This window comes from Zhenpiania hominis (assembly GCF_014333425.1).
GTDB classification, from domain to species: domain Bacteria; phylum Bacillota; class Clostridia; order Peptostreptococcales; family Anaerovoracaceae; genus Hominibacterium; species Hominibacterium hominis.
This window is the reverse complement of sequence record NZ_JACRYT010000006.1, coordinates 1-20,384: the sequence shown is the minus strand read 5'-3', so window position 1 is coordinate 20,384 and position 20,384 is coordinate 1. Positions and strand designations below refer to the sequence as shown.

Genomic DNA, 20,384 nt, shown 5'->3' with positions numbered 1-20,384 from the left:
GCTACCGAAAGCTCCCCAGCTTCCGAAAACGGGATACGGCAGCTTTTACTTTTTCTAAAACAAAATCCATCTCTTCTATCGTATTATATCGGCTGAAGCTGAAGCGCACAGCCCCTTCAATCTCCTTATCGGAAAGCCCCATCGCTTCCAGCACGTGGCTCTGTCCTTTCTTATTGGAGGAACACGCGGATCCTGTGGAAACATAAATTTCGTCCTGTTCCAGTGTGTGGAGCAGCACCTCCGCGCGCGTCCCGAGAAACGATACATTCAAAACCGAAGGACAGGCATCCTCCGGGCTGTTAAACCGGATATCGGAGATTTCTTCTTTCAGACCCCTTCGCAGGTAGTCCCGCACCTGCGCTACGGCAGGCTGCGGATCTTCCGCCAGCTCCGCCGCGATCCCGAATCCCGCGATGGCGGGTACGTTCTCTGTGCCGGACCGCATGCCCGCCTCCTGGCCTCCGCCGACTAAAAACGGCCGGATACGGACGCCTTCCCCAATCCAGAGCCCGCCAATCCCCTTGGGGCCGTGGATCTTATGTCCGCTGACAGAAATCAGATCCGCGCCGTCGGGCAGCCCGATTTTTCCGAAGGCCTGTACCGCGTCTGTGTGCAGCAGCGCCTGCTGCTTCAATTCCGCAAGATCATCCACAGGCATAATGGTTCCGGTTTCGTTATTCACCTGCATGATGGTAACCAGAATCGTATCATCACGGATGGCCGCTTTCAGCTCCTCCATATTGACGCGGCATTCCGAATCCACACCTACATATGTAACTTCAAAGCCCATTTCCTCCAGACGTCCGCAGGCCTCCAATACCGCCGGATGCTCCACCTTCGAGGTCACAATCCCGCGGCCCCGGCGCTTTCTCGCCATCGCGGTTCCGAAGATCGCCATACTGTCCGCTTCCGTTCCGCCGGAGGTAAAATAAACGGTTCCCGCTTTTCTTCCCATGGCTTTCATTACCTTTTTCCGGGCTTCTTTTACCGCTTTTTCCGCCGTGATGCCCAGGCTGTAAAGCGAGGACGGGTTTCCGAAATCCTCCCGCATATAGGTCAGCATCGTATCCGTCACCTGATCATGCTGTCTGGTGGTCGCGCTGTTATCTAAATAAATCATAGTCTCTCCTTTGTCTATAACTTATTTATTTTATCTCATCCTCCCACTTGCGTCAAGGAATCCGAACCGCTCATTTTTCTTCCATCTGCTTTAATTTATCAATCAGCGCGGATGCTTCCCGCAGACAAGAAAGATCCCCGCTCTGTTCGTAATCCCGAATCGCGCCTTTCAGTGCCTTGCGGAGCTGCATCTTCCGCAGATTCGGATATATGGAAGACACTTCTCCATCCAGCGTTTCCTGAAAAGTCCGCATCTGCTGTGGGGTAATCATCCGTTCCTTATCCCTGCGCCGTTCCATCACTGCCTCCAGACAATCGATAATCAGATCGCAGACCGCGTCCTCTTCCAGCTTCAGCCCTTCCTCGCCGTTTACCGCCATATACTCCCTCAGCAGACCGTTTAGAACAAAGGTCAGTTCTCCCGCCATCAATTCGCTCCCCAGCCCGAAGGTTCGCATGATCACTCTTGTAAAGCATCGGGCGATCCGCAGGCTGTTCTGAACCAGAGGCAGAAGATACTGTTCCTTCTGTCCTTCCTCTATGGAAAACAGAATCTCTTCCGTCAATCGGCTGCGCTGCGCGAACTGTTCCATACGGATCTGGATGCTCTGCTTCAGCAGATCCTGAGAAAAGGGATGATTTCGCTCTGCTGCCGCCTCCACCCGTTCCAGCATCCGCATCGTAAGAAGAGACACTGCTTCGGTTCCCAATCCTTCTTTGGATTCAAAAATCTGGTACAGCGTTGCCTTTGACACACTTGCCGTCTCCGCCACATCCTGCATGGAAGTCCTTAAATATCCCTGGCTGAGAAATAAACTGACCGCTGTCTCCAGGATCTCAATCCGCCTTTCCGCTGTCGGTTCTCTTCCCATCTGCATCCGCCTCCCAACAAAATTTACCTGCCTATAGTATAACCGCATCGGAAGCCGCTTGCAAACAATTTGCGGTTTAAAACAACGTAACAATAAAGCCGCTCCGGTTGTCGCCGGAAATTCGCCAGGCTCTTCGTTCCGGTATTTCCGCAAAGATTGATGTCTTTCCGCCGAGATCCACGTAGCGGATTTGAAAGCGCCTGCCCGCGTATTTCCAGATCAGCTCTCCGCCTGTTTTCAGAAGATCCAGGTATTCTTCCAGCGCGAGGCCTTTTTTCTGCATGATCAGAGAGTGGGGAAAGCCCACATACCGGAAATGCCACGGTTCGCACGCGATTCCGGTGATCGCTTCTTTCCCCTCCTCATACCGCTGAATAAATCCGAACCACGGCGCCTTTTTCCGAAAACTCCGGCACACGCCGCTGTCCGGAAAAGACGGGCGTATGAGATCCGGCGGCGCTCCCCTTTGCGCCAGATCTACTGCCAGACCGCTCTCATGCTCACTGTGTCCCGGCTCTGCCACATACTTGTTCGTAAAAACTTCTCCATGTTCCTCCAGGGACCGGAGATACAATTCCTCCTGTTCTTTTCGGCTGCGAAATCCGCTGACACAGACGATTTCCCGTTTTCTTTCCAGAAGACGCCCGAGCTGCGCGGCCGCGGCCTTCTCCATGGACACGGATCCTCCCAGAGATCGTAGCTGTCCTTCCCCAATCTGTCGCGGAAGCGCGTGGTTCCGATTAACAAGAACCAAGCTTCCTTTATGAATCTCTTTCTTTTCTAAAAAAATCCTCCTCATGATAAAACCTCCGTCTGAATCAGCCGTTCTATCACTTCGCCATAAGAAAGCCCGATCTGTTTCATCATGTTAGGATAACGGCTGTATGGAGTAAATCCCGGAATCGTATTCACTTCGTTAAAGACCAGTTCACCTTCCGGTGTCAGAAACAGATCCACCCGCGCGAACCCTTTGCAGCCCAGCACCCAGTAGATCCGCTTTGCCGCCTCCTGTATTTCTTTCATCTTTTCCGCTGAAATTCTTGCCGGCACATGAATTTTCGAGCGCTTCTGCGTATATTTTTCCTGAAAATCAAAGAATCCTCCGGATACTTCAATTTCATCCACACATCCCAGCAGGGGGTCTTCGCACCCCAACACGGCGCATCCTACCTCGAAGCCGGGAATCTCCTCCTCCAGAATCACCTTTGCATCATATTGGAACGCGATATCCACTGCCTGTCCGAGTTGCTTTTCCCCGAATACCTTACTGATGCCGATGGAGGAACCTTCTGTCGCCGGTTTGACAAAAATCGGATACCCGACGGCCTCTGCCCAGGCAAGCGCCTTTTCGCGATCTCCCCAGATAGTCAGTACCTTTGATTTCGGTACGCGGATGCCCACCGATGACGCCAGACGGTGCGACAGATCCTTGTCCATACAGACAGCAGATGCCTTCGTTCCACACCCGATAATGGGAATTCCCGCCAGTTCCAGCAGCCCCTGAACCGTTCCGTCTTCTCCAAGGCGTCCGTGCATCACAGGAAGCGCCGCGTCCAGACGGATCTGCTTTATCTCCCCATCCTGCATGTAAACGACTCCCTGAAATCTGCGATCCGGAGAAATAACTGCCGGAATACAGGCTGCCTGACGATACCAGCTTCCATCTTTAATTCGTTCAATATCCCCCTGATATAGAAACCATGTTCCTTCTCTGGTAATCCCCAGCAGCACCGGCTCATACCGCTTTCTGTCAATGTGACTGATAATTCCATATGCTGATTTCAGTGAAATTTCATACTCCGAAGAACTCCCCCCGAAAAGGATCCCGATCTTTTTTCTATTCATTTCCCCATTTCCTCCTTTATTTCCACACCCGCAGGAAGTTCATAGCCGATTTCACAGCAATTTTCATAAAGCAGCCGTGTCCTGCCGCGCGGCTCTCCGTTTTTGGCGACTTCATCCCGATAAACAGACACTCTTTGGTAAACGCGCCCATCCCGCCGTTGATATACGAGATGTTCATTCCGAATTTTATAGGACACCTCCGGCCGATGATCGGTCCTCAGAATGCCAAAAATCCGTTTCTCATCAAACACAATCCGGATCTGGAAGGTCTGTCCGGTTTTGTTTTTTACTTTTAAATCTGTCCATCCCTCGCTGACAGTGGCGTCCACACCTTCCAGAGAATTGTGAGCATCGGGAAATTCCTTTTTTTCATGCCCCTTTCGCTCTGTGATTTCCAGCGGTGAATGGAGAAACAGCTCAAACAGAAGATTGCTCATCTGGCACAAGCCGCCGCCCGGACTTGCCGCCACTTTTCCATTCACAACAGTAAGACCGTCCTTGTAAGGAACTTCCCGATCCGCGTAACGCACCGCTTTCCAGAAAGAAAAAGTTTCTCCCGGCGCAATGAGCAGCCCGTCCAGTTTTTTCGCCGCCAGCCGCAGGTTAAATACTTTATTTTCCTGATATTTCATGTCGAATCCGGTCTGCTGGTTGTAGAGCAAGCTGAATCCGCTGTACTGTACCCATGGCAGATCGTCGATTTTCCGCTCTTTCGCGTAGACGTTTCCATCCAGACTCATCCCCGCGTAAAAACAAAATACCCTCTGACGCTTTCGCAATGGAAGCAGCCCCGGAAAGAGCTCTGTCACTCGCTTTCGTTTCATGTTCACTTCTCCTTCTTTCTTTGTTCAACGGACCCACACAAAAAATCCGCTGTAAACTGACAAATTTATTGTATCAGTTTACAGCGGATTATGTGTTAACTCATCCTTATTAAAGAATTAAGGTTTCCGATCCGGCCTCTTAATCTTCCTTAAGAATTGCGAATCCTATCATTATTTTGCGTAATCAACCGCTCTGGTCTCACGCACAACGTTTACTTTGATCTGTCCTGGATATTCCAGCTCAGACTCGATCTTCTTAGAGATATCCCGGGCCAGGAATACAATATCCTCGTCGGAAACTTCTTCCGGCTTTGCGATAATGCGGATTTCTCTTCCTGCCTGGATCGCGAAGGACTTATCCACTCCCGGAGTAGTATTGGCGATTTCCTCCAGCTTTTCCAAACGTTTGATATAGGTCTCCAAAGTTTCCCTTCTCGCTCCCGGCCTTGCCGCCGAAAGTGCGTCCGCCGCCGCGATCAGCACCGCTTCCATAGACTTTGGCTCATAATCACCGTGATGAGCCGCCATACCGTTGATAACAGCCGGGGACTCCTTGTACTTCTTCAGCACCTCAATGCCCAGATCAACGTGTGTTCCCTCTTTTTCATGATCAATGGCTTTACCAATATCATGAAGCAATCCGGCTCGCTTGGCAAGAGTGACATCCAGCCCTAACTCTCCTGCCATCAGTCCCGCAAGGTGAGCTACCTCAATAGAATGTTTCAATACATTCTGCCCATAGGAAGTCCGGTATTTTAGTCTTCCCAAAAGTTTCACCAGTTCCGGATGAAGATTGTGGATACCAACCTCAAAGGTGGCCTGTTCGCCTTCCTCCTTAATGATGGCGTTGACCTCCCGCTCGGATTTTTTTACCATTTCCTCAATCCGCGCGGGATGAATTCTTCCATCTACGATCAGCTTTTCTAACGACAAACGTGCGACTTCTCTTCTTATCGGATCGAATCCTGATAATATAACGGCCTCCGGCGTATCATCAATGATCAGGTCAATTCCCGTCAGAGTCTCAATTGCTTTAATGTTCCTTCCCTCTCTTCCGATAATGCGGCCCTTCATCTCGTCATTTGGAAGCGGCACTACGGAAACTGTGCTTTCAGCTACATGATCCGCGGCACACCTCTGGATTGCCCCTGTGATAATTTCCTTGGCTTTTTTATCCGCTTCTTCTTTGGCTTTGGATTCGATCTCTTTGATCATTACCGATGCTTCGTACCGAATTTCCTTTTCGGTGTTTTCCAGCAGAATGGCCTTGGCCTCTTCCACCGAACAGCCGGAGATTCTCTCCAGCTCCTCTGTCTGCTGATTGATTACGTGATCTAATTCTTTCTGCTTCGATATAATCGACTGCTCTTTATTTGTAATGCTTTCTTCTTTTTTCTCTATATTTTCAAGTTTTCTGTCAATTGACTCTTCCTTTTGAATCAGTCTCCGCTCGGATTTTGAAATCTCGGAACGGCGCTCGCGGATTTCCCGATCCGCGTCGCTTCTGAGTTTGTGCGCTTCTTCCTTGGCTTCCAGAATGTATTCTTTCCGGATGGTTTCTGATCGATTCTCAGCGTCCAGGATCAGATTTTTCGCCTTTTGTTCCGCGCTGCCGATAGCTTTTTCCCCAACTGACTTTCTGATTATGTATCCCGCTAAAATCCCTATAACAAGGGCGATTACTGCTACGACAATATACACAATGATTGTTGTCATTGACACACCTCCTTTACTTAGATTTTTTTCAAATTTGTTAATCCCATATTGCTTGTAAAATATAATAAAAATCCTGCATCACGTAATAATTTTTAAATAAAATCACACATTAACATTATAATGTTTTCACGCCTGCTCGTCAAGGTTCGGAAAGGGAATGAATGGACAGTTATTGGAAATTTTGGAAAAATGCAGATAAACTGCTTCTGGCAATCGCTGCCTCCTTTGCCATAGTCAGCATACTGATAATCACCAGTATTTCATTAAAAAATGGTCAGCTTGCGCTAAGGGATATTATCGTTCAGAGCGTCGCTTACGGATTAGGTTTTTTCGCCATGGCTGCCATGGTGATTTTAGATTACCGAAAATTTGAAGAGCTGAGCATCATTCTGTATATAGGTTCCATTCTTTTCCTTCTCAGCGTTTATATCCCGGGGCTGGGGATTGTTTCTAACGGCGCCCGCTCCTGGATCGATGTAGGATTTACGACGCTTCAGCCTTCCGAGTTTGTTAAAATCCCCTTTACGATTCTCATGGCCAATTATTTTTCCCATAGACAGGCAGAGCTATACAGGCTGCGCGGCGTTCTGCGGTCTGCCCTTTACGCGGCGCCTTTCATTCTGATTGTAGTCAAGGAAGATCTGGGGAGCGCTGCGGTTTACTGCTTTATCTGGGTGTTTATGATTTTCTTCGCGGGAATTGACCGCAAAATGTTCTTCCGTTTCGCATTCCTTTTTCTGTTGTCTCTTCCAATCGCTTACCGGTTCATGGCCGCCTACCAGAAGCAGAGAATCGATGCCTTCCTCCACCCGGACAACCTGAGCCTGCCGGGAAATTACCAGGTATGGAATTCAAAAGTCGCCATCGGCTCCGGCGGCTTTTCCGGAAAAGGACTTTTTTCGGGAACACAAAAAGAACTGGATTTTCTTCCAGTTCAGAAATCCGATTTTATTTTTTCTGTTATCGCAGAAGAGCTTGGGTTTCTGGGTGGATCCCTCGTTATTATACTTTTCGCGCTGCTTCTGTGGCGCACAGCCAAAATTGTATACGAATCCGCGGATCGGTACGGGGCGCTTCTGGCCATCGGCTTTCTCGGAATGTTCCTTTTCCAGGTCTTCGAAAATATTGCCATGACCATGGGAATCATGCCGGTTACCGGAGTCACTCTGCCTTTTATCAGCTATGGCGGTTCTTCCGTGCTGGCGGGTATGATGGCTCTGGGCCTGATTATCAGCGTGGGAATCCGCGGACGCAGTACCGGTCTGTAGCTTATCCGAACAGACGCCGGAGAATATTGCGGAAATTTTCTTCTATGTACGTTCCTTCTTTGGCGACAATGGGAATTCCTCTGTTGGTGGAAATATAGATATTATCATCAAACTGAATCACGCCAACCAGACGGCTGTTGAGAATCTCCGCGATCTCCCGCAGATCCGGAACAAGATGCTGTGCCATAAGATCCGCTCGGATTTTATTGACAATATAGCAAGTATCGGTCAGTCCTTCTTTTTTCAGATAACGGTTTAAAACATCCGCGTCCCTTACCGCCGCCATGTCCGCTTCCGTCACCAGCAGCGCGCGGTCTGCTCCTGCCATGGAAATATCCAGACCGCTGCCAATCCCCGCGGGACAGTCAATAAAGATAAAATCGAAATCCTTCTTCAGCTTCCGGCAGAGAATTTCCATATGAAGCGGGGTAATATCCCGGTTGTCCTTTCTCGGACAGGCGGACATCAAATAGAGGTTTTCAAATCGCCGATCCCGGATCAGCGCCCGTTTGATCCTGCAGATCCCGGAAAACACGTCCATAATGTTGTAAACAACCCTGTTTTCAAGACCCAGATAAAGATCCAGATTCCGCATCCCCATATCCATGTCAATCAGGGCAACTTTGGCCCCTTTTTTAGCCAAAAGTGCCCCTAAATTAGCTGTCACCGCTGTTTTTCCCGTACCGCCTTTTCCTGATGCTACTAATATTACTTCGCCCATAGTTTCCTCACTCATTTGTTTTCTTGCTGCTGAAAATAGGTTCCCATAACTTCTTTGGCTATAGGAGCGGCATTCGCCGCGGCGCCTCCCTGGGCAATCATAACCGCTACCGCAATCTGCGGATCTTCTGCCGGAGCCATACTTACGACCCAGGCAAAGTTATCATAATCCGCCTTATACTGATCGATGGTTTGCGCGGTTACGCGTCCGTTGCTCAAGTTTATCAGCGCACGTCTTACCGCCGTATGGCGCGACGTATAAATATCCGGGTATTCCTCCATCAGACGTTCCTTTTCCGCCTGAATTTCTTCCCAGCTCAGATATGGCGCGATTGCGCCCAGATGCTCTCTGATATATTCTTCTTCATCCGGAGGGTTTATTTTTCCCGACCGCTGCGCAGTCCCGCTTTTGGCCGCGACGGTAACGGGGAAATCGCCGAAAATCCCTCTGAGGCTGCCGTTTTCTCCATTAGCGACCTTCACCATTCCTCCGATGATTTCGTCAAAACAGGTTTCATCTTTTACCTCTACCTTTGAAATAGAGTCCTTTTCTATTTTACCACGTCCTTCAATCTTTTCAACCAGGCTTATGGGATTTCTTACGCCTTTATTTCCCAGCGTCGCGATATATCCCGCCATCTGAAGGGGCGTATAGGAGTTCATGCCCTGGCCGATGGCAATGTTCAAAGCGTCCGCCGTATTCCAGGTCGCCTGATCGATATACGTATATTTACACAAATCCGCCAGTTCTGAAATCCGCTCTGTCTGAATACCGGAAATCCGCTCCAGCTTTTCTTCCACTTCGGAACGTGTAAGCTCCGATCCAATCCAGCCGGTTATTTCCTCCACCTTTCTGTCCAGAAGTGCTCTGTTCTGTGTCACGCTCCGTTCAAACCAGGTCTCCGCCTGCGCCAGCAGCACATTTTCAAGAGAGTTCTTCAGCCCCTGAATCTTCGATTCTCTGGATGGAGTCTCTGTCACTGTTTCCGGGATTTCGATTCCCGTCGGCTGTCCCAGCCCATACTGCCTGGCATAGTCCATAATGGTATCAATCCCGATTTTCTTCTCATACCCCAAGCTGCTGCCCGTATAGAAATCATATCCTGTAGCGGCGTCAAAAAAGTAGTAATTGCAGGAAACCTCCAGCGCTTCCTGCAGGTTAAGATATCCATGCTTTCTATGAGAACGATTCCATACTACGCAGCCAAAGGATTTGTTTCCTACCTGAACATATCCGTCATCATAAAGCTTGCGTCCCGGATCCAGACCGCATTCCATAGCCGCTGTAGCCGTCACCATTTTGAAAATCGATCCAGGCTGTACCGCGCTCATTGTAGCCACATTGTACATCGGCGCCGGCGACAAAGGGTCCCTTGGATTTTCACTTTGCAGAGATTCCCAGTCCTCGCTTGAAATTCCGCTTGCGAACAGGTTGGGATCAAAATCAGGGCAGCTTGCCATTGCCAAAACCTCTCCGCTTTTTACATCCAACGCTACCACGGCTCCCACCTGAGCTTTTTGAGCCATTTCCATGCTATAACTGCCGTATTCGCCAGTAAACCCACTTCCGGTACGCATGGCCGCAAGCGCCTTTTCGAGAGCCTGCTCGGCGGCTTTCTGAATCTGCAGGTCAATGGTCAGGATCACATCCTTTCCCTTTTGGGCCTCCGTTTTCCCTATGGATTTCACAAAATTTCCCGCTGCGTTAACCCGGATCTTTTCTTCACCCGATTTTCCCCGCAGTACATCCTCGTATGCTTTTTCAATTCCGTCTTTTCCGATCAGATCCCAGCTCTGATATCCATTTTCCTCCCCGTATTTCTCTTTTTCGCTGTCTGAAATTTTTCCTAAGTACCCCAAAATATGGGAAGCAGTATTTCCATTGGGATAAATTCGGGAAACCTCAGAAAAAACTTCTACCCCCGGATACGCGTTTCCGCTTTCTTCCAGTATGGATACCGTCTGATCCGACACATCTCGCGCTACCGTTACCGGCATATATTTTTTGTATCCAAGTTCGGCCATCTGGCTTCGTACAACCATAATATTTCTGGCATCTCCGCGCGAAAGGGTGTCTTCTATTGTAAAATATTTTCTCAGTTTTGAAAAGGCTTCCGCCGCATTTAAATATTCGGATAAGCCAAATTGTTTCAAAAAAGCCTCTCTATCCGCGCCATCCTCATATACCGGCCTGTTTTCTCCATCCAGACGGATAGGGAAACTGGCGGAAAGCGTGTCTCCGTTCTGACCAAGAAGGCGGGTCAGCTTTAAAATCGAGTCATTCAGTTTTTCATCCGTCATAGTGCCTTTGCTCATTCGTACGGACATCGCGTAAGCGTTTCCCGCCAGAACCTCTCCGTTTCGATCCAGAATCTGTCCCCTGGGAGCGGTTTCATAAATGGTTTTTGTGCTGAGATTTTCCGCTGCCTGGGACCATTCTTCTTTTTCCGCAACCGTTAAAATAAACAGTCGGATAAGCAAAACGAGCATCAGCGCCCCAACCAGGGTCAAAAGCTGCATATATCTGGAATTACGCCATCGATTCATATCTGCGACCTGCTTTCTTTATTTTTGATAAAAAGGAGATATAAAATTCCCATAGCTGCCAGGTTATAGCCTATATACAGAGGCTGCAGCTTAAGGAGATAGGTAAAACTGTAAGGGGACCCGAGAATTCGTTCCCCTCCCCAAAGCGTCAAATGATACACCAAGGTCACTGCTGCCGTAAAAGGGAAAAGAAACAAGGGCCGCTCCCAAGAAAACAGCCGTTTAGCAGCAGCGGCGGACAGCCCCGACAAAAGAACCGCCGCGGTTCCCGGTCCGCCATAGATGGAAAAGCACAGTTCCTGCAGGGCTGCTATACCTGCAGCGCCTGCAATCACTCCGTTTATATGGGGGAAAGAAAACACGGAGAAGACGGTAACCACCAGCAGCAGATCCGGGCCTGCTCCGCCTGCGCAGATAAGGCCTGCCGCCGTATGCTGAAATAAAAAGGCACAAAAAAACAGGATAACCGCAGCCGCCGGTTTCACAGTACTACACCTACCTTCTTCAATCTCGCGAAATCCACCTGCGGCGTTGCCTCAATAAGGACTCGCTGGGTTCCTCTTTTCTTTTCTACTCGGGTTACTTTCCCCAGCGCCAGTCCTTCTGGATAGGTACCTATACCGGATGTCTCCAGCTGTTCTCCTTTCTTTATACTGCCCTCTTCTGCAAGCAGATAACCGGAAAGGCCTCCTTTTCCATCACTTTGTACAATCCCCAGAGTGTCTCTGCTTTTCCCGGACTGAAAGCTTACTTTCGATCCATCTGCCAGAAGTGACGCGACCTTGGCGGATTTTGGGGAGACTTCCGCGATCTTTCCCACCACGCCGTCGCCGGACACTACGGTGCAGCCTTCTCGAATTCCATCTTCGCTTCCCCGATCAATCACAAAGCCTTCCTGCCATTTTGATTCATCCATAGCGGTTAAATTCGCCGCCAAAATCACATTCTCTTCCAGCAGGGAATAGTCAAAGACTCTGCACAGTTCCTCCAGTTCCTCCTTTTCTGTTTTTGTAAACTCCAGCCTGGCCGCTTTCTGCCGCAGAGCCTCGTTTTCTTCCTTCAGAACCTGATTTTCCGCAAGCACATCTTTAAATCGGAAGATTCCTCTGAATCCGTCTTCGATCCCTCCTGTCGCCGCGAATACCGGCTTTGCGATAAGAGACCCCGCATCCTGTATCATGCCTTTCAGGTCGCCTGGCTGCGCGGCCGATTTCAGAAAGAAGGCGATTGCCGCCGCGATGAGGATTCCTCCGCCGATCTTTATGATTGTCTTCTTATCTCCTTGTAATTTCATAAATTCCCCGATCCCTTTGCCGTGTTCCGGCTTTTTCTAACTTTACATCAGCCCCTTTTTTCGCAGGCTTATGTATGCACCGTCTCCAATAATAATATGATCCAAAACCCGTATACCCAAAATTTTTGCTGCTTCTAGCAACCTCTTTGTAGTCTCCACGTCCTGCCTGCTGGGCGTCGGATCGCCGCTGGGATGATTGTGTACAAAAAGTACCGCCGCCGCGCTCCTTTTGATCGCCTGACAGAACACTTCTCTGGGATGTACCGGCGTGGAGCATAAATCGCCGATAGAAACCTCATGCTCTTCTAAAATTTCCCCTTTTGCGTTAATGAGCAGCACTTTAAAATGTTCCTTTTTATAGTATCTCATTTTTCCCATAAAAAGTTGCACGATATCGTCAGGATTTTCAATTTCTTTTCTGACTTTCGGCGGATGTGAAGCGATTCGCTTTCCCAGTTCAACCGCGGCCAGAATCTGACAGGCTTTCGCCATTCCTACACCTTTTATCTCGCTGAGTTCCTCCGGGCTGCAGCTTTCCAAGTACAAAATACCGCTTTCATTCTGTGATAGGATTTCCGCCGCGATTTGTAACGCAGATTTGTTTTTTGTTCCTGCCCGCAGTAAAATCGCTAAAAGCTCTGAATTGGAAAGCGCTTCCTTTCCCGCGAAAATCATCTTTTCTCTTGGCCGTTCTTCCTTGGGCATACCTTGGATTCTCATATTTAGTGTCCCCCTTTTATTTTTTAGTAAATTTTACTATTTTTGTATTTTTTATTCAATCATTTTCTTATCATATTTTCTCCGTTATCAGCCATACTATCATTGAAAGCAAAAAGGAGGTTGAAAAACAATGAATCGTATTAATGAAAGCATCAAATGTACGGTAGCACAGTGTTCCCATCACGCGGGAGCGCAGAACTACTGCTCTTTAGACTGCATTACAGTGGGAACCCACGAAGCCGCGCCGAAACAGGATCAGTGCACAGACTGCCTGTCTTTTACGTGTAAATAGGACCATGCACTTTCGCCTGGGTCAGGCACTTCCCCTCTTGGTTTCGCATATAGTAAGAAACTATAGAGGGGGGTTACATAATGAGCGTTTCCTTTCCGAAACCATTAACCGCAAAAGAGGAGGAATACTACATATCTCTTTATGAATCCGGAGATAAGGATGCAAAGGATATTCTGATCGAACGCAATCTGCGGCTTGTTGCCCACATTGCGAAAAAATATACGGGCTCCGGTTACCAGACGGATGATTTAATTTCCATCGGAACCATCGGCCTCATAAAAGCGGTCAGTACGTACAGCAGCAAAAAGGCAACCCGCCTTGCCACGTATGCCGCGAAATGCATTGAAAACGAAATTCTGATGAGTATCAGGGCTTCGAAAAAAAACAAAGCGGAAGTTTCCCTTTCCGTGCCTATTGGAGTTGACAAAGACGGCAATGAGATCAGCTTTAATGATATTCTGGGAACTGACCCGGACGCGATTTTAGATGATATTAGTCTGAAAATCCAGATTTCAAAGCTGACAAAAGCCCTGGATCAAGTCCTGGACGAAAGAGAAAAAACAGTTATTTTAAACCGATACGGCATTTTCGGCCGCCGCCCGAAAACTCAAAGAGAAGTTGCGGCTTCGCTGAAAATCAGCCGTTCTTACGTCTCCCGTATTGAAAAAAGAGCGCTTTTAAAGCTGCGGGAAGCACTCAAACTGGAAAGGACCGACAGCCCATGAGCTGCGGTCCTTTTTCCTGTTCAACCATATACTTTTAAAATGAAAAGGGTTGCTCAAAGCTTTTCGAATCACTCAGGTATTGCGCAGTCTGAGCAAAAATAGGCCCGGCGGAACCGCTGCCGGATTCCCCGTCTTCTATGAACACCGTAATTGTATACTCGGGCTTCTCCGCCGGCGCGAAGCCTGTAATCCAGCCGTGTACTACATCCTCTCCGCCCATAGAGCTTTCTGCGGATCCGGTTTTGGCTGCCATGGAAGTCTCAGCACTTAGTGTCTTTCCGGAGCCGCTGATTATCGTCTGTGCCATCATCTTTTTGAGCTTTTCCGTTGTTTCTTTATCTAATACGGAAACCGGTGCCGCCGCGGCGACCACTTCCCCTTCTTCCAGGACAAGATGTACCCCCGGATCAACGCCGTCAGAGGCAATAATGTTGGTCATTCTTGCGGCCTGCAGAGGCGTCATCAGTGTTTCCCCCTGTCCGATAGCAAGATTGGCAATTGCCGCCCCTGCCGACTGCCGCGCGGTCATCAGATTACCGGACTTTTCATCCGGATAACCGGAAAGAGCCTCCTCTCCGAGACCCATTCTCTGCGCCATATCAAGTACTGCTTCTGCTCCGACCTTTTGCGTAATTTGAATAAACGCAGAGTTACAAGACTGAGCAAAAGCCTCCTGGAAGGTAATCGTTCCATGCCCGTCTTCACCTCCTGTTTTGCAGTTTACCCGTTTTCCGTTTACAATCTCATAGCCCTCGCATTGCCAGACAGACTCAGGTTCGATTCCCTTCTCAAGCGCCGCTGCCGCTACCACAATTTTAAAAATCGATCCCGGCGGATATTCTCCCTGTGTCACTTTATTAACCAGTTCGTCGCTTCCACTTTCCATATATTCATTGATATTAGACGGATCAAAGCCTGGCGTGCTGGCAGAAGCCACAATTTCACCTGTACCGCTTTTCAGGACTACAACCGCTCCATCTTTGGGAGATTTTTTTAAAATTTCTTCTATTTTTCCCTGCAGTCCCGCGTCTAATGTTGTGACAATGCCTTTCTTCACATAAGAATCATCTTCTCTAGCAGATGAAACCACCAACCCTCTTCCCTGAAGAAGGTTTCCCCGTACATCCGCGCTCGCGGAGATTTTTTTATTAAGAAGGGATAGCTCTTCATCGCACATCAGCTCCAGCCCCGATGCTCCGCTCTGATCCTGCGGGTTGACATACCCCAGAAGATGGGCTGCCGTCTGCTGCTTGCTGTAGCGTCTCCCCGCCTCCAAAATGTAAGCGGAAGAATTGCGAATCAAGCGCTGCCCGATGGATTTATCATACCGCTCTGAGGAAAAAACCCGATATCCGCTCCCGCGATTCTGAATCTCCCTGGCTTTTAATTCATTCAAAGCATTCATCGTTTCTCCATCAAACTGCTCTTCTCGTATAATAAAAATATATTCCTGGTTATTTCCCACCAAAGGGGTACCGTTTCGATCATAAATAAGCCCTCTGGAATTCGCTCCCTCCAGAGAAATCTGCTGCTGTATTCCGGCAGCCTGTGATAAATCCCTATGGCCAATAATCTGAATATAAAACAGACGCCCTGCCAGGAGAAATAACGCTGTCCCCAACAAAATCCCTACCGCAAATATCCGTTTTTTCATAATAAAAAACACTCCTCAAAGGTAGTATTTCCCTTTCAGGAGTGTTTATTCACGTCCGGTTACAGCATATGGATAAATAATCCGCTTCCCAGCTTTGGCTCAAACCAAGTGGACTTCGGCGGCATTACCATATCGTTATCGGAAACATTCAGCAGATCTGTAATTTCTACCGGATAGACGGCAAACGCTACTTTCATATCTTCATGACAGCGCTTTTCCAGTTCCTCCAGTCCCCGGATTCCGCCCACAAAGTCAATTCTCTTGTCCGTACGCGGATCCTCTATTCCCAGAATCGGTTCCAGAATCCGGTTCTGCAGAATCGCCACATCCAAGGAATCAATTACGTGATCCGGAATGATCTCCGGCTTTGCCGTCAGCCGATACCAGCTTCCTTCCAGATACATAGAGAAGCAGTGCTTCGTTTCCGGATAGTAAATATCCTCTCCCTTTTTATCGATCTTAAATCCGGCCTCCTTTACCTTTGCCATAAAACTCTCCACCGTATTGCCGTTCAGATCCTTTACTACCCGGTTGTAATCAAAAATATGCAGGTCCGCATCCGGAAACAGTACCGCCATAAAGAAGTTAAACTCTTCTTCTCCTGTGTAGTCAGGATGTTCTTCTCTCCTCTTCAGCCCGACCTTGCAGGCGGAAGCGCTCCTGTGGTGTCCGTCAGCAATATAAAGGGACGGAATTTCTTCAAAAAGCTCTGTAATATGTCCGATTCGCTCCGCATCGTCGATCACCCAAAGGGTATGACGAATTCCGTCTTCTGTCTCCAGATCGTAGACCGGTTTGTTTTCCGCGATCCAGCCTTCGATCAACAGGCGGATTCGCTTGTCATCCCGATAAGTCAGAAAAACCGGCTCCGTGTTGGCGTCGCAGATGTCGAAGTGGTTAATCCGATCCTGCTCCTTTTCCACTCTGGTAAATTCGTGCTTTTTAATGGTATTGTTCTGATATTCATCCACCGATACGGTGGCCGCGATTCCCGTCTGTACGCGCCCGTCCATCACCTGCCGGTAGATATAAAGGGCCGGTTCCTCGTCCTGGATGAACACGCCCTTGTTCAGAAAATCCCCGATATTCTGCTTTGCCTTTTCATAAACGCTCCTGTCATAAGGATCTTTCTGATTCGGAAGATCAATTTCCGAGCGGCAGATATGGAGGAAGCTGTATGGGTTTCCCTCTGCCATTTTTTCCGCTTCCTGCCGGTTCATAACGTCATAGGGCAGGGAAACAACTTTATCCGCGTATTTCTGAGCCGGACGAACCGCTCTGAAAGGTCTTACTGTTGCCATGTTTTCTCTATCTCCTTTAATATAAATTGTGTTACTTCTTCAATTCCCATTTCGGTGGAATCCACCTCCAGCGCATCCTCCGCTTTGCAAAGCGGATTCAGCTCTCTTGTCATATCCTTATGATCTCTCTGCCGGATATCGGAAAGGATTTGCCCGTATTCAACCGGCTGCCCCTTTTCCTTCAATTCTTCAAACCGACGCCGCGCGCGCTCCTCGGCCGAGGCAGTCAGAAAGAATTTATATTCCGCGTCTTTCAGCACATTGCTTCCGATATCCCGTCCATCCATAATAACGCTCTTAGCCTGTCCCATCTGCCGCTGAAGCTGCACCAGTTTTTCTCTTACATCCGCCAGAGCGGAACACTCCGAAGCCCTCTTTGAAATCTCCGGCGTACGGATTTTGTCATTGATGATCACGCCATCCAGAATAATATTACCTCCGGAAAAATCAATCTCCGTATGATCCAGCATCTCCTTTATAGCCTGCGCGTCATCCGGATCCACTCCACAGCGGATCGTCTTATATCCTACTGCCCGATACATGGCGCCTGTATCAATATAATCGATTCCCAGTTCTCTGGCGACTGCCTTTGCGATCGTACTCTTTCCCGCGCCGCTGGGGCCGTCAATCGCTACTCGAATTTTTTTCTTCATGATATACGCTTCCTTTATTGTTTTTTTTGCTGGTCAGGAGTTTTTCAATTTCAGCCACAAAAGTATTAATGTCCGTAAACTGTCTGTACACGGAAGCAAAACGGACATAGGCGACTTCATCCAGCCTGCGCAGCTGTTCCATGATCAACTCGCCAATGAATGTACTCTCCACTTCCTTTTCCATCATATTATTGAGTCCCCGCTCAATCTCATCTACCACCTTTTCAATTTCAGCCAGGGGAACCGGTCTTTTTTCGCAAGCTTTTATGATTCCATTCATAATCTTGTTCCGGTCAAAGGCTTCCCGACGGCCGTCTTTTTTTATTACCATAAGAATCATTTCTTCCACTTTCTCATAGGTCGTAAACCGCTTTCCGCAGGCATCGCATTCACGTCTTCTGCGGATGGCATGTCCATCTTCCGTATGTCTGGAATCAATCACTCTGGTATCCTGGTTTTCACAAAACGGGCACTTCATCTTTGCCCTCCTTTCACAGCTGTTTCCTGCATATCTACTATTTCTGTAACCTGACATTCTGATTTTACTACATATTGTGTTTTTTGCCAAGTGCTTTAAGTCGTGGATTCCAAAGAGGTCGGCACATTTACCAGGATCACGTCCTCTCCGACGGTTTTCACATTCTTCCACTTTATCACGAAATCCTCGCTCTCCCTGCCGAACAGGTTAAACAGCCCGCGCTCTCCCGGCAGCACAATCCCCTCAATTTTCCCTTCCTTCAGATTAATCTCAATATCGTAGACAAAGCCCAGACTCTTTCCGTCGTAAATATTGATCACTTCTTTATTTCTGATATCCTCTGTATTTAACATTGTTTATCCCCCTTTTATGTCTGTCCTTATATCTATATGAAAAAACGGCGAAAGTCAGAACGTTTTTTGTCCTGCTCCCGCCGTTTTTCTTATGTCAAATTTTATCGAATCTTTACTCAAGCCGATTTTCAGCAAGGCGCTTGAAATAGCTTCTTGTTTCCGCCACGATCACACCGTTCAGCGCGAGAAGGGCGATCAGGTTCGGAATGGCCATCAGTCCGTTAAAGATATCGGCAATGGTCCATACCGCGCTTACCGTGATAAACGGACCTGCCAGTACTGCCAGGATATAGAGCCATCTGTATGTGGTAAGGACTCCTTTTTTGCCTCCTGTCAGGTACTCCAGGCAGCGTTCGCTGTAATAATCCCATCCCAGGATCGTGGTAAAGGCAAAGAACACCAGGCACAGCATCATCACAAAAGAGCCGGTTTCCACAGACCATGGAAGTCCCTTGCCAAAGGCCAGCGCTGTCACCTGCACGCCTTCCAGTCCTTGATCCAGCGCGCTGTCATAGGCTCCGGTTACCATAAGAGTAAGACCCGTCATGGTACAGATAATAACCGTGTCAATAAAGGTTCCTGTCATGGAAATCAATCCCTGTCTCACCGGTTCTTTGGTCTGCGCCGCGGCGGCCGCGATTGGCGCGCTTCCCAGTCCGGCTTCATTGGAAAAGATTCCTCTCGCGACTCCCATCTGCATTGCCATCAGAAGAGAGCCGATCGCGCCTCCCGCAACCGCGCGCAGTCCGAAAGCGCTGGCGAATACTTCACCTATTACATGGGGAATCGCCGAAATATTGGCGATCAGAATCGAAACACAGATCACCACGTAGCCGATAGCCATAAATGGTACGACAATCGTCGTTACACTGGCGATTCTTTGAATTCCGCCGATTACAACAAGGGCGGTAAAAAAGGCCACCACAACGGCAGTAATGACAATGGAAATAGAATAGTCCCTGCCGAAAAGATGCACGGTATTCTCATTGTTGGGATCAAAGAATCCCTGCGCCGCAGTCGCGATTCCGTTTACCTGCGTAATCGTCCCGATGCCCAGAAGCCCCGCGCAGGTTCCGAATATGGCGAAGAGCTTTGCCAGCCAGATCCACTTTTTTCCCATTCCATTCTCAATATAGTAGAAAGGTCCGCCAAGAGCGTGTCCATCCGGCTTGAGCACCCGGTATTTGAGCGCCAGAACGCCCTCTGAGTATTTCGTAGCCATCCCCAGACACGCGGCCAAAATCATCCAGAACAGCGCTCCCGGTCCGCCGGCGATAATCGCTGTCGCGACACCTACGATGTTTCCGGTACCGATGGTTGCCGCCATGGCGGTACACAGCGCTCCGAAGCTGGTTACTTCTCCCTCTCCATCCGCTTCATTTTTTACCATATACTTAAGCGCTTTCCCGAGTTTACGGAATTGCAGCACGCCGAGTCTGATGGTAAGGAAGATACCGGTACCCATAATCAGCACGATCAGTGGCACGCCCCACACAATACTGTCAATACTTTCCAAAACGTGATTCAGTTGTTCCATGTTTTTTACCCTCTCAATAATAATAAAATTCAATTCCCCGCGCAGTTAAACGCAAAGAAAAAAAGCCGAACAATTCGACTTTCCAGAGAATAGGCAAAGCTATGAATGATAATCCTATCAACGATTCGCTCTGTCCTTTTGCCTGAGAGATCGCGAAAACTTCCGCTTTCGCTTACACCTTCGGCGCTCAAAGCTGAGACTCTCCAGAGAATCCTAGTTTCCTTCTTGCCAAAACTGCAAGGTTCCGGCTTAATCGACAAACTAACGTAACGATAGTACCATACCTTGCAGTTCTTTTCAATATTATTTTTCTGAAATCGCAAATTCCACGCAATTCCGATTTTTCTAGTAACTTGTAAAAGTAACATCCACCCGTTCTTCGGTGCACATGGAAGTTATTAATTCTAAACAAGGTGGGTGGAATTTAATAGCTCGGAATGATAGAATCTATCTATTCATCCACTTC

General features: G+C 48.5%; 20 protein-coding genes and 1 riboswitch. Of the genes, 3 read left to right on the top strand and 17 right to left on the bottom strand.

Going from position 1 to position 20,384, the window contains the following annotated elements:
- Window position 1: 1 nt before the first annotated feature.
- From H9L42_RS07385 to rny, 6 genes are all read right to left on the bottom strand, one after another.
- Window positions 2-1,120, bottom strand: a complete 1,119-nt coding sequence (locus H9L42_RS07385; RefSeq protein ID WP_187302755.1) for a cysteine desulfurase family protein — start codon at window positions 1,118-1,120, stop codon at window positions 2-4.
- A 70-nt stretch (window positions 1,121-1,190) separates the two neighbouring features.
- Window positions 1,191-1,991 (bottom strand): TetR/AcrR family transcriptional regulator, encoded by an 801-nt coding sequence (locus H9L42_RS07380; RefSeq protein ID WP_187302754.1) that lies wholly within the window; start codon window positions 1,989-1,991, stop codon window positions 1,191-1,193.
- Between the two features lie 76 nt (window positions 1,992-2,067).
- Complete coding sequence (locus H9L42_RS07375) at window positions 2,068-2,790, bottom strand: D-alanyl-D-alanine carboxypeptidase family protein (RefSeq protein ID WP_187302753.1); 723 nt, start codon at window positions 2,788-2,790, stop codon at window positions 2,068-2,070.
- Window positions 2,787-3,836 (bottom strand): D-alanine--D-serine ligase VanG, encoded by a 1,050-nt coding sequence (gene vanG, locus H9L42_RS07370; RefSeq protein ID WP_187302752.1) that lies wholly within the window; start codon window positions 3,834-3,836, stop codon window positions 2,787-2,789. The genes H9L42_RS07375 and vanG overlap by 4 nt, the downstream gene beginning before the upstream one ends.
- Window positions 3,833-4,660, bottom strand: a complete 828-nt coding sequence (vanW, locus tag H9L42_RS07365; protein ID WP_187302751.1) for a glycopeptide resistance accessory protein VanW — start codon at window positions 4,658-4,660, stop codon at window positions 3,833-3,835. Before vanW ends, vanG begins: the two co-directional genes overlap by 4 nt.
- Window positions 4,661-4,831: 171 nt before the next feature.
- Window positions 4,832-6,376: a ribonuclease Y gene (gene rny / locus H9L42_RS07360; protein WP_187302750.1), complete on the bottom strand. Its 1,545-nt coding sequence runs from the start codon at window positions 6,374-6,376 to the stop codon at window positions 4,832-4,834.
- 161 nt (window positions 6,377-6,537) lie between these two features.
- Between rny and rodA the strand changes: the two genes are divergently transcribed.
- On the top strand, window positions 6,538-7,644 hold the full coding sequence (gene rodA, locus H9L42_RS07355) for a rod shape-determining protein RodA (RefSeq protein WP_187302749.1): 1,107 nt from the start codon (window positions 6,538-6,540) through the stop codon (window positions 7,642-7,644).
- 1 nt (window position 7,645) lies between these two features.
- Here the strand turns inward: rodA and minD are convergent, their stop codons facing one another.
- Genes minD through radC form a run of 5 tightly spaced genes read right to left on the bottom strand, consistent with a single transcriptional unit; the run spans window position 7,646 to window position 12,925 of the window.
- Window positions 7,646-8,380, bottom strand: a complete 735-nt coding sequence (gene minD / locus H9L42_RS07350) for a septum site-determining protein MinD (protein WP_187302748.1) — start codon at window positions 8,378-8,380, stop codon at window positions 7,646-7,648.
- Complete coding sequence (locus H9L42_RS07345) at window positions 8,377-10,911, bottom strand: penicillin-binding transpeptidase domain-containing protein (RefSeq protein ID WP_187302747.1); 2,535 nt, start codon at window positions 10,909-10,911, stop codon at window positions 8,377-8,379. The genes minD and H9L42_RS07345 overlap by 4 nt, the downstream gene beginning before the upstream one ends.
- Window positions 10,908-11,396, bottom strand: a complete 489-nt coding sequence (locus H9L42_RS07340; protein ID WP_187302746.1) for a hypothetical protein — start codon at window positions 11,394-11,396, stop codon at window positions 10,908-10,910. Before H9L42_RS07340 ends, H9L42_RS07345 begins: the two co-directional genes overlap by 4 nt.
- Entirely contained in the window at window positions 11,393-12,205 is an 813-nt protein-coding gene (gene mreC / locus H9L42_RS07335) for a rod shape-determining protein MreC (RefSeq protein WP_187302745.1), read from the bottom strand. Before mreC ends, H9L42_RS07340 begins: the two co-directional genes overlap by 4 nt.
- A 42-nt stretch (window positions 12,206-12,247) precedes the next feature.
- Window positions 12,248-12,925, bottom strand: a complete 678-nt coding sequence (gene radC, locus H9L42_RS07330) for a RadC family protein (protein WP_187302744.1) — start codon at window positions 12,923-12,925, stop codon at window positions 12,248-12,250.
- Window positions 12,926-13,055: 130 nt separating this feature from the next.
- Between radC and H9L42_RS07325 the strand changes: the two genes are divergently transcribed.
- Both H9L42_RS07325 and sigK read left to right on the top strand, forming a co-directional pair.
- Entirely contained in the window at window positions 13,056-13,217 is a 162-nt protein-coding gene (locus H9L42_RS07325) for a DUF1540 domain-containing protein (RefSeq protein ID WP_187302743.1), read from the top strand.
- An 80-nt stretch (window positions 13,218-13,297) separates the two neighbouring features.
- Window positions 13,298-13,942, top strand: coding sequence for an RNA polymerase sporulation sigma factor SigK (gene sigK / locus H9L42_RS07320; RefSeq protein ID WP_187302742.1), 645 nt, complete (start codon window positions 13,298-13,300; stop codon window positions 13,940-13,942).
- Window positions 13,943-13,976: 34 nt separating this feature from the next.
- Here the strand turns inward: sigK and H9L42_RS07315 are convergent, their stop codons facing one another.
- From H9L42_RS07315 to H9L42_RS07290, 6 genes are all read right to left on the bottom strand, one after another.
- A complete protein-coding gene (locus H9L42_RS07315; RefSeq protein WP_187302741.1) occupies window positions 13,977-15,596 on the bottom strand; it encodes a peptidoglycan D,D-transpeptidase FtsI family protein in 1,620 nt (539 codons plus the stop codon).
- A 59-nt stretch (window positions 15,597-15,655) separates the two neighbouring features.
- Window positions 15,656-16,897, bottom strand: a complete 1,242-nt coding sequence (locus H9L42_RS07310) for a DUF1015 domain-containing protein (protein ID WP_187302740.1) — start codon at window positions 16,895-16,897, stop codon at window positions 15,656-15,658.
- Window positions 16,885-17,550, bottom strand: a complete 666-nt coding sequence (gene cmk / locus H9L42_RS07305) for a (d)CMP kinase (protein WP_187302739.1) — start codon at window positions 17,548-17,550, stop codon at window positions 16,885-16,887. Before cmk ends, H9L42_RS07310 begins: the two co-directional genes overlap by 13 nt.
- Window positions 17,522-18,028 carry a transcriptional regulator NrdR gene (nrdR, locus tag H9L42_RS07300; protein ID WP_187302738.1) on the bottom strand — a complete coding sequence of 169 codons (507 nt, stop codon included), beginning with the start codon at window positions 18,026-18,028 and terminating at the stop codon, window positions 17,522-17,524. The genes cmk and nrdR overlap by 29 nt, the downstream gene beginning before the upstream one ends.
- A gap of 95 nt (window positions 18,029-18,123) precedes the next feature.
- Complete coding sequence (locus tag H9L42_RS07295; RefSeq protein WP_187302737.1) at window positions 18,124-18,381, bottom strand: PRC-barrel domain-containing protein; 258 nt, start codon at window positions 18,379-18,381, stop codon at window positions 18,124-18,126.
- A 112-nt stretch (window positions 18,382-18,493) separates the two neighbouring features.
- The gene (locus H9L42_RS07290; RefSeq protein ID WP_187302736.1) at window positions 18,494-19,918 is read right to left on the bottom strand and encodes an alanine/glycine:cation symporter family protein; all 1,425 of its coding nucleotides are present in this window, start codon (window positions 19,916-19,918) and stop codon (window positions 18,494-18,496) included.
- A 120-nt stretch (window positions 19,919-20,038) separates the two neighbouring features.
- Window positions 20,039-20,135, bottom strand: a riboswitch (glycine riboswitch).
- Window positions 20,136-20,384: the final 249 nt, after the last annotated feature.